The 7,344-nt window shown below is 60.7% G+C and carries 6 protein-coding genes; 3 read left to right on the forward strand and 3 right to left on the reverse strand.

Going from position 1 to position 7,344, the window contains the following annotated elements; genetic code table 11:
- The first annotated feature begins 8 nt into the window (after positions 1-8).
- Positions 9-2,639 carry a cation-translocating P-type ATPase gene (locus PHW99_RS02075; RefSeq protein WP_300173338.1) on the forward strand — a complete coding sequence of 877 codons (2,631 nt, stop codon included), beginning with the start codon at positions 9-11 and terminating at the stop codon, positions 2,637-2,639.
- Here PHW99_RS02075 and PHW99_RS02080 read toward each other — a convergent pair.
- Together PHW99_RS02080 and alr are read right to left on the reverse strand one after the other, a co-directional pair.
- Positions 2,593-3,801: a hypothetical protein gene (locus tag PHW99_RS02080; protein WP_300173340.1), complete on the reverse strand. Its 1,209-nt coding sequence runs from the start codon at positions 3,799-3,801 to the stop codon at positions 2,593-2,595. The genes PHW99_RS02075 and PHW99_RS02080 overlap by 47 nt on opposite strands.
- A complete protein-coding gene (alr, locus tag PHW99_RS02085; protein ID WP_300173342.1) occupies positions 3,795-4,934 on the reverse strand; it encodes an alanine racemase in 1,140 nt (379 codons plus the stop codon). The genes PHW99_RS02080 and alr overlap by 7 nt, the downstream gene beginning before the upstream one ends.
- Positions 4,935-5,053: 119 nt before the next feature.
- Here alr and lplT point away from each other — a divergent pair, with 119 nt between their 5' ends.
- Together lplT and PHW99_RS02095 are read left to right on the forward strand one after the other, a co-directional pair.
- Positions 5,054-6,337, forward strand: a complete 1,284-nt coding sequence (lplT, locus tag PHW99_RS02090; RefSeq protein ID WP_300173408.1) for a lysophospholipid transporter LplT — start codon at positions 5,054-5,056, stop codon at positions 6,335-6,337.
- A 32-nt stretch (positions 6,338-6,369) separates the two neighbouring features.
- The gene (locus PHW99_RS02095) at positions 6,370-6,855 is read left to right on the forward strand and encodes a glutathione peroxidase (protein ID WP_300173344.1); all 486 of its coding nucleotides are present in this window, start codon (positions 6,370-6,372) and stop codon (positions 6,853-6,855) included.
- A 70-nt stretch (positions 6,856-6,925) separates the two neighbouring features.
- Here PHW99_RS02095 and PHW99_RS02100 read toward each other — a convergent pair.
- A partial coding sequence (locus tag PHW99_RS02100) for a cytochrome c (protein ID WP_300173346.1) occupies positions 6,926-7,344 on the reverse strand: 419 nt, incomplete at its 5' end.

Raw genomic sequence — 7,344 nt, forward strand, 5'->3', positions numbered from 1 at the left:
CTTCTGATGTGGCCCCCACGGACCCAGCGGGGCTGAGTACGGCCCAGGTGGCTCAGCGCCTGCAGCAAGATGGCCCCAACGTGTTGCCCTCCGATCGGCAGCGGGGCTGGCGGGCCATTACGAGGGAGACCCTGTCAGACCCCATGTTTGCCCTGTTGTTGGGGGCCGGTGTGTTGTACTTTCTGCTGGGTGATCTGCAGGAAGGCTTGATCCTGATGGGCTTGGTGCTGGTGGTGCTGGCGCTCACTTTGTACCAGGAAGGCAAGACGGAGCATGCGCTGGCATCCCTGCGTGATCTGACCAGTCCACGCGCGCTGGTGGTGCGTGACGGCAAGCCGGTGCGTATTGCCGGCCGTGACGTGGTGCGGGGTGACATCTTGCTGCTTGCCGAAGGGGACCGGGTGGCCGCTGATGCACTATTGATCCGTGGTACGGACGTTCAGCTGGATGAATCTTTGCTGACGGGTGAACCGCATCCGGTGGACAAGGTGGTCATGTCAATGGCGGCCAGCTCAGATGACCACCCGTCGCAGTCAGTGAAGTCCACACTGTTTTCCGGCACGCTGCTGGTACGTGGCCAGGCCATGGCACGTGTGTTGGCAACCGGAGTTCATAGCGAAATTGGCCGTATCGGGGCTGCGCTGGATAGTTTGACAGCTGAACCTTCGCCGTTGCGTCGGCAGACCGCACAACTGGTACAGGTGCTGGCGGTGGTGGCGGTGGTGGCCAGCGTGATGCTGGTGGTGGCTTTTGGTTTGCAGCGTGGTGATTGGCTAGGGGCTTTGCTGGCGGGCATTGCGCTGGCGATGGCCTTGCTGCCGCAGGAATTCAGTGTGGTTCTGACCGTGATTCCTGCCCTTGGCGCCTGGCGGTTGTCAAAACACCAAGTGTTGACGCGCCGTATTGCCGCCATTGAGACGCTCGGGGCGACCAGCGTGTTGTGTGTGGACAAGACCGGCACGCTGACAGAAAACCGCATGACGGTGGTGCGACTGTATGCCGAAGCTCCCGCTTCGTCAGTGGCTGCTCAGCCAGATGGCCAAGTGCAGGGCTGCAGCATGGCTGTTGACTACGCCACCACCACTGAACTTCCCGAGACCTTTCATACCTTGGTGGAGTTTTCGATCCTGGCCAGTGTGAGTACCCCGTTTGACCCGATGGAAAAGGCGTTTCATCGTCTGGGTCAGCATTTTTTGCGAGACACCGAGCACCTGCATCGTGACTGGACCTTGCTGCAGCAATATGGACTGACCCAGGAACTCCGGGCGATGTCACATGTCTGGAAGGCGGTGGACGGGTCGGCGCATGTGGTGGCGGCCAAGGGGGCGCCTGAGGCTATTGTGGATTTGTGTCACATGGATGCTGCCGCTCAGGCGCGTGTGGCGGCTGCAGTGGATGACATGGCGGCGCAGGGTCTGCGTGTGCTTGGGGTGGCACAGGCGCGGTTTGAGGGGGTGGATTGGCCGGCCATTGAGCATGATTTCGAGTTCGACTTTGTCGGCCTGCTGGGGCTGGCCGACCCGCTGCGCCCTGAGATTCCCGATGCAGTGGCGCAGGCGCATGCGGCCGGTATCCGGGTGGTGATGATCACCGGGGACTACCCCGCGACGGCCACTGCCATTGCGCGCCAGGCCAGGCTGCACCGGGACTCCGAGCCTTTCCGGAAACCCGACGAGGCCGGGGCATGGCTGTTGACGGGGGAGGCCATGTCGCAACTGGGCGATGTGCAACTGCAGCAGCGCATGACCACTGTGAGCGTGTGTGCACGTATCGCGCCAACGCAGAAATTGCGCATCGTGCAGGCACTCAAGGCCAATGGTGAAGTGGTGGCCATGACCGGCGACGGTGTCAACGATGCCCCGGCACTGAAGGCCGCGCATGTTGGCGTCGCCATGGGCGAACGTGGGACCGATGTGGCGCGTGAAGCCGCCTCGGTGGTGCTGCTCAATGACAACTTTGCCGCACTGGTACATGCCGTGCGACTGGGACGGCGCATTTTTGACAACTTGCGCAAATCCATGTCCTACATTCTGGCGGTGCATGTCCCGATTGCCGGTATGGCTTTGCTGCCGGTTCTGCTGGGCTGGCCGACCATGCTGTTTCCACTGCACATTGCTTTCCTGGAGTTGGTGATTGACCCGGCCTGTTCGATGGTTTTTGAGAACGAGCCGGACGAACCCGGTCTGATGCAGCGCCAGCCGCGCAACGTGAACACGCCGCTATTGGGTGGCGAGACCCTGGCGTGGGCGCTGGCGCAGGGTCTGGGATCGCTGGCGCTGGTGCTGCTGGCGACCTGGTGGTGCTTGGGCCACTTGAGTGAAGGCGCCGCCCGGGCGTTTGCCTTTGCCATGCTGGTGGCCGGCAATCTGGCGCTCATTCTGGCCAATCGTGCGTGCAGGGGCTCGTTGCTGCAAAGTCTGCGGGTGCCCAATCACACGTTGTGGCTCGTGTGCGCTGCAGCTTTGTTGTTGTTGGGGTTCTCTTTGTATGTGCCGTGGTTGGCCGGTTTGTTCAAGTTCGCCTACTTGCCCTGGCCCTGGCTTGGGGTGGCACTGGCACTGGGCGTGTTGCTGATGCTGGTGCTGGAATGGTTCAAACCCCGTGCTGCTGACGCAGGTGGCGTATCTTGTCCAGGTTGACGTGAATGTTCACGCTCCTCTCCAACGGTTTCTTGACGGCCCACCGGGCATCCCGGGTGTCGCGGTAGATGTATTTGCTCAGTGGCATGCCGCTGGCGCTCATGATGCTGGCCACATGAGGGGTGGTGGCGCGTGCGCCCCGCTTGATGACCACGGCGGTCTCTGCGTTGGCCAGCTCCACATAACTGCCCGGCGGGTAAAACCCCAGTACCGCGGCCATGGCCGGACGCAGTGTGCTGGTGTCGGCGCAGGACGACAACACCAATGATTTGGCGGCACCCAGCGGTGTCATGGCGGGGCGGGACACCCGGGGCGCCATTTTGGCGACCAGGCTGTCGGCCAGACTAAGGAGGTGCAGCCCGGTTTGTTGGGTGGCCGGCAAGGCGGCGGCGTGTGGCGCGTGGTGCCAGTGCACAAGTGCCAGGAGGGCTTCGTCCTGCATGCCAAAACCACGCAAGATGTCGGCGCTGGTGGGTGGATGGGTGGCAATGATCTGGCGTTGCATCGGGTTGGGCGGTGTGCGCTGGCGCGCCAGATTGTCTTGTGGCTGGGCCATGCCGATGTTCATGACCAGAGCCGAGCGTAGCAGCATGGGCGCACTGTCTTCAGCCTGTGCCAACCGTTCTGCGGCGAGGGTACTGATGACGCCACACAACAGCGCATGGGTGGCGCAATAACCCATGTTCAGATCAGGCAGGGCCTGAAACAGGACAAACAGGCCTTCGTCAGGGTCCTGGCGCAGCAGCGACAAGGCTTTTTGTACCAGGCCTTCAATCCGGGGCAGCGGCAAGGTGGCCTGTGCCCCCTGATAAAGCAGGCTGCGCAGGATGTCCTGCAAATCCAGCCAGCCGCCGTCCACTTGGTGACCTTCGAGGTAATCGGTGTCCAGGATGACATCGGGCATGGGCATGTGGGCGATCTCGGCCAGCGGCTTTCCGGCCAGTCGCAAGGCCAGCAGGTGTCGTTCGCGGCTTCTCTGCCAGGCCTGGGCATCGGTTTCGGTCATGCTGGCGTGGTGGGCGCTGAGCATCTCACGTAGCGCCTCCGATGCCAGGCGCTGGCCGCGGCGCAGCAACAGCCTGCCATCAGGTGTCCAGGCATCCACTGGCAGCACCTGGCCGTTGCGGACCAGATGCAAGGGAATCGGGAGGTAGGTCAACATGCCTCGGTGACAACCGGCACACGTGCAGCCAGTGCACACATCAGTTCGTAGCCCAGTGTGCCGGCGGCATGGGCGACTTCGTCAATGTCCAGCACGGTGCCCTGGCTGGCACGCCCCCACAAGGTGACTTCGCTGCCCATGCCCACAGCGACACCGGCGTCGTCCAGCACACTCAGGTCGACAGCGATCATGTCCATGCTGACACGTCCGACCAACCGGGTGCGCACACCCGCCACCAGAATCGGCGTGCCGGTCGGGCAAACGCGGGGGTAACCGTCAGCGTAACCACACGCCACGACCCCGATGCGCATTGGCTTTTCTGCCACAAATGTAGAGCCATATCCAACGCTATCCCGCGTATTGATTGACTGTGTTGCTATGATTTTTGACGATAGTGTCATGCTAGGCTGCAAGCCCCAGTCGGTGCGGGTGTGTTGTGGGTAATCGGGTGCGCTGCCGTACAGCACGATGCCGGGACGAATCCAGTCAGAGGTGACAACATCTTCTGGCGACAGCGCAGCGTCGCTGGTTGGCGCACTGTTGCGCAAGGTGGCGGCGCTGTTGCTCAGACTGCGCTCGCCGGGCAAGTCAAGGGTGGCACGGCTGAAAGCCTGCATCTGGTAGGCCACACCACGGGCACCGTCGGCGTCGCTGAAGTGCGTCATCAGAGAAATTTCATCCACTTGTGGCAGTGCATTTAAACGTGCCCAGGCGGTGCGGTAACGCTCCGGCGTGAAGCCCAGCCGGTTCATACCCGAGTTCATTTTCAGGAACACCCGGTGTGGCACATTGGTCTTGTGCGCGGCCAGCATGTCGATTTGTTCATCACAATGCACCGTGTGCCACAGGTTCAGACGCGAGCACAACTCCAGGTCACGGGGCTCGAACACCCCTTCAAGCAGCAAAATGGGGCCGCGCCAGCCTAGATCGCGTACCCGCTGGGCCTCTTCCAGGTCGAGCAAGGCAAAACCGTCAGCACCGCACAACCCGGCATAAGCCCGCTCGATGCCGTGCCCATAGGCATTGGCCTTTACCACCGCCCAGGCTTTGGCATCTGGCGCAGCCAGACGGCAACGGGACAGGTTATGTTGCAGTGCGGCAGGATGGATGGTGGCAAGGATCGGACGTGGCATGGTGAATCAGGGCATTGAGGAAGTGCGATTTTGACATTGCCGCGACGTGCTATAACCCGGCACTGTTTGGAGACACATCACAATCACCAGCACCCCTTCCCCGGGTGTATCTGCTCTACATGAAACGCGGCTTCTTTACCATCATGGCGGCGCAGTTTTTCAGCTCGCTGGCCGACAACGCCCTGTTTGTGGCTGCCGTGCAGCTGTTGCGCTCAAGCCACGCTGCGCAGTGGCAACAAGCGGCCTTGGTGCCGATGTTTGCGCTGTTCTACGTGGTGCTGGCGCCTTTTGTCGGTGCCTTGGCCGATTCCATGCCCAAGGGGCGTGTCATGCTGATCAGCAATTTCATCAAGGTGGGCGGCTGCCTGTTCATGCTGTTTGGCACCCACCCGTTGCTGGCCTATGCTGTGGTGGGGTTGGGGGCGGCGGCTTATTCGCCAGCAAAATACGGCATCCTGACCGAGTTGTTGCCGGCCTCCCAATTGGTCAGGGCCAACGGCTGGATTGAAGGGCTGACGATTGGTTCGATCATTCTGGGGGTGTTGCTGGGGGGGCAGTTGGTGGCCCCCCACTTGGCGAACAAGCTGCTGGCACTGGATGTGCCCTTCCTCAATACCGGTATCAATAACCCGGCCGAAGCTGCCATTTCGGTGCTGATTTTTGTCTATCTGCTGGCAGCCTGGTTCAACACGAATATTCCTCTGACCGGTGTGCTGATGCGCCCGCTGCCGAAAAACATGGCGTCACTGCTGCCCGATTTCTGGTCGTGCAACGGGCGCCTGTGGCGTGACAAATTGGGTCAGATATCCCTGGCCGCCACCACCCTGATCTGGGGTGTGGCGGGCAACTTGCGTTTTATTGTGCTGGCTTGGGCGGCAGCAGCGCTGGGTTACAGCGTGACGCAGGCCTCGGCCTTGCAGGGGGTGGTGGCCATCGGTATGGCGGTGGGCGCCGTGGTGGCGTCGATGCGCATGCGGCTCGAAGATGGGCCACGCGTGATGACCCTGGGCATTGGCATGGGCCTGCTGATTATTCTGCTGATTTTCATTACCAATGTGTGGGTGGCTGCACCGTTTCTGGTTCTGCTGGGGGCGCTGGGCGGCTTTCTGGTGGTGCCGATGAACGCCTTGCTGCAACACCGCGGTCATAACCTGATGGGTGCAGGGCGTTCGATTGCCGTTCAGAATTTTAATGAACAGGCCTGTATTCTGGTGCTGGGGGCACTCTATAGTTTGTCCACCGGGCTTGGCTTGCCGACTTTTGGCGCTATCACCCTGTTTGGCTTGACGATTGCTGGCTTCATGTTTTTGATCAGACAGTGGCATGCGCGCAATTGTCGACAGCATGGTGCGGAGGTGGAGCGCTTGCTGGCGATTGCCCGCAACGATAAATCACACGGCTGATGCCAGCCTGAATTCCAATCGAAAGGTTTGTCATGACCACTATGGAAGACTTTGAAGCGTTGTCGATTGACGGTAAGAACGTCGCGCTGAAACAGTTCAAGGGCAAGGTGCTGCTGATTGTCAACACCGCCAGTGCCTGCGGTTTCACCCCGCAATTCGCTGGTCTGGAGCAGCTCCATGAAAGTTATGCTGACCGGGGATTGGTGGTTCTGGGGTTTCCATGCAACCAGTTTGGTGCCCAGGATGCCGGCAGCAATACTGAGATCGCCGGTTTTTGCCAACGCAACTATGGCGTGACTTTTCCCATGATGGCCAAGATTGATGTCAACGGTGAACAGGCGCATCCCCTGTACCGCTGGTTGGCCAATGAAGCGCCTGGCCTGTTGGGCAGCAAGTCGATCAAGTGGAACTTCACCAAGTTTCTGGTGGGACGCAATGGGGCTGTGATCAGACGTTATGCCCCCACCGATGCACCGAAGAGCTTGACCCGGGATATTGAGGCAGCGCTGGCGGCCTGAAACGCTGACCCTTGCGCATTAAAAAAGCCCATCACGAGGATGGGCTTTCGGATTTTGCTGATTCAGTGCGTTACAGCGTGGGCTGCGCCAGATAAGCGGCGATGTCGTCCAGGTTTTGTGTGGTGAGTTTGCCGGCCAGCACCCCCATGCCTCCCTTATTTTGATTGATGGCATTGAGAATGGTGCTGGGGGAATTGGCCCCTTTCAACACCTTGCTCAAGTTCAACGAAGGCATGGTGGAGTGGCAGCTGGCGCAACTGCTGCCGTTAAACGCTGTGTTGTAGAGCACTTTACCGTTGGTGGCAGAAGGTGCCACGACGACGGGTGCCGCAGCCACGGTGAAGCTGCGAACCACTTGGGGTGCAGCAGCATAGCCCGTATTACCTGCCTGATCGGCCGTGAGAGTACAGGTTCCCGCTGCCACCAATGTCAATGTGGTGCCACTCACAGTACAGACCGTCGGCGTGGTGGAGGCCAGTGTCACGGCCA

The organism is Rhodoferax sp. (assembly GCF_028689305.1).
In the GTDB taxonomy this organism is placed as follows: domain Bacteria; phylum Pseudomonadota; class Gammaproteobacteria; order Burkholderiales; family Burkholderiaceae_C; genus Rhodoferax.